Raw genomic sequence first — 1011 nt, 5'->3', positions numbered from 1 at the left:
TCATGGATTGTCTCCCAATATCACAGCCATTTCGAGAAGGAGATCGGACACAACCCAGTCAAGGCCATCAGGGAAAAACCACTTCTGTTTGAAACCAATGCTGCTACCGAACCTAACTACTCTCTCTAAACTAGCATAGCTTATCAGTGATCGGTGATCAGTGATCAGTAGGAGTAGGGAGTATTAAGTGAGCAGTATTACACGGCGGTTTTCTGCTTTCTTTTCACTGATTACTGTTCACTGTTCACTGCTCACTGATTAGGGCAGCCAAGGATATTGACTAAAATCGGGGGGACGCTTTTCGAGGAAAGCCTGTTTACCTTCGGCTCCTTCGGCGGTCATATAGTAGAGTAAAGTGGCATTACCCGCTAACTCCTGTAAACCCGCTTGACCATCACAATCAGCATTAAAAGCCGATTTTAGGCAGCGAATCGCCAAGGGACTTTTTTCGAGAATTTCTAAGGACCATTTAACCCCTTCCTGCTCTAATTCCTCTACCGGGACGACATGGTTAACCAAACCCATTTCTAACGCTTGTTGGGCGTTATACTGCCGACAGAGAAACCAAATCTCGCGAGCTTTTTTCTGACCGACTACCCGGGCCAGATAACTAGAGCCAAAACCGCCGTCAAAACTGCCCACTTTCGGACCGGTCTGACCAAAAACGGCGTTATCCGCCGCTAAGGTTAAATCACAAACCAAGTGTAAAACATGACCGCCCCCGACCGCATAACCTGCCACCAGCGCGATAACTACCTTGGGGATGGAGCGAATTAATTTCTGTAAATCCAGCACATTGAGCCGGGGTACGCCATCATCGCCAATATAACCCGCCTGACCGCGCACCGTCTGATCGCCGCCAGAACAAAAAGCATATTTGCCGTCGCTGTGGGGACCCGCACCCGTGAGCAATACTACCCCAATGCGGGCATCCTCGCGAGCATCACAGAAAGCGTCGTAAAGCTCAAAAACTGTCTTCGGACGGAAGGCATTACGCTTATGGGGGCGATT

General features: G+C 49.4%; 1 protein-coding gene. It reads right to left on the bottom strand.

Annotation, left to right across the window (positions count from 1 at the left end; all coding sequences use genetic code 11):
- Positions 1–258: 258 nt before the first annotated feature.
- On the bottom strand, positions 259–1011 hold a 753-nt coding region (gene menB, locus PX484_RS00370; protein ID WP_288102637.1), incomplete at its 5' end, for a 1,4-dihydroxy-2-naphthoyl-CoA synthase.

Source organism: Microcystis sp. M49636_WE2, assembly GCF_030065375.1.
Classification (GTDB): Bacteria; Cyanobacteriota; Cyanobacteriia; order Cyanobacteriales; family Microcystaceae; genus Microcystis; species Microcystis aeruginosa_C.
This window is presented reverse-complemented; position numbering and strand designations above follow the sequence as displayed.